Genomic DNA, 940 nt, shown 5'->3' with positions numbered 1-940 from the left:
CGCGATGAATTCGCGGATGGCGCTAGCTTCCTGAAAGGTAAGAAAGTGGTCATCGTCGGCTGCGGCGCGCAGGGCCTGAACCAGGGTCTGAACATGCGTGATTCTGGCCTCGATGTGTCTTACGCACTGCGCGCTGAAGCCATCGCTGAGAAGCGTGCGTCGTTCCGTAAAGCCACCGAAAACGGTTTTAAAGTGGGTACTTACGAAGAGCTGATCCCGCAGGCGGATCTGGTGGTTAACCTGACGCCGGACAAGCAGCACTCTGCCGTTGTGCAGGCCGTTCAGCCGCTGATGAAAGACGGTGCCGCGCTGGGTTACTCTCACGGTTTCAACATCGTCGAAGTGGGCGAGACCATCCGTAAAGACATCACCGTGGTGATGGTGGCACCGAAGTGCCCGGGTACCGAAGTACGTGAAGAGTACAAACGTGGCTTCGGCGTTCCAACGCTGATCGCTGTTCACCCGGAAAACGATCCAAAAGGCGAAGGCATGGCGATTGCCAAAGCCTGGGCTGCAGCCACCGGCGGCGACCGTGCAGGCGTGCTGGAATCGTCTTTCGTGGCAGAAGTCAAATCAGACCTGATGGGCGAGCAGACCATTCTGTGCGGTATGCTGCAGGCCGGTTCACTGCTGTGCTTCGACAAGCTGGTGGCCGAAGGTCACGACGCGGCGTACACCGAGAAACTGATTCAGTTCGGCTGGGAAACCATCACCGAATCGCTGAAGTTCGGCGGCATCACGCTGATGATGGATCGTCTGTCTAATCCGGCAAAAATCCGCGCTTACGCGCTGTCTGAGCAGCTGAAAACCATCATGGCCCCGCTGTTCCAGAAGCACATGGATGACATCATCTCGGGTGAATTCTCTTCCGGTATGATGGCTGACTGGGCGAACGACGACAAAAACCTGCTGACCAGGCGTGAAGAGACCGGTAAAACCG

Annotated in this window: 1 protein-coding gene; it reads left to right on the top strand. The window is 57.2% G+C overall.

The window, feature by feature from the left end; genetic code table 11:
• Positions 1-940, top strand: a 940-nt coding sequence (gene ilvC / locus F3J23_RS21520) for a ketol-acid reductoisomerase (protein ID WP_167033601.1), incomplete at both ends; no start/stop codon positions are given.

This window comes from Chryseobacterium sp. Tr-659 (assembly GCF_011752975.1).
Classification (GTDB): domain Bacteria; phylum Bacteroidota; class Bacteroidia; order Flavobacteriales; family Weeksellaceae; genus Chryseobacterium.
This window is presented reverse-complemented; position numbering and strand designations above follow the sequence as displayed.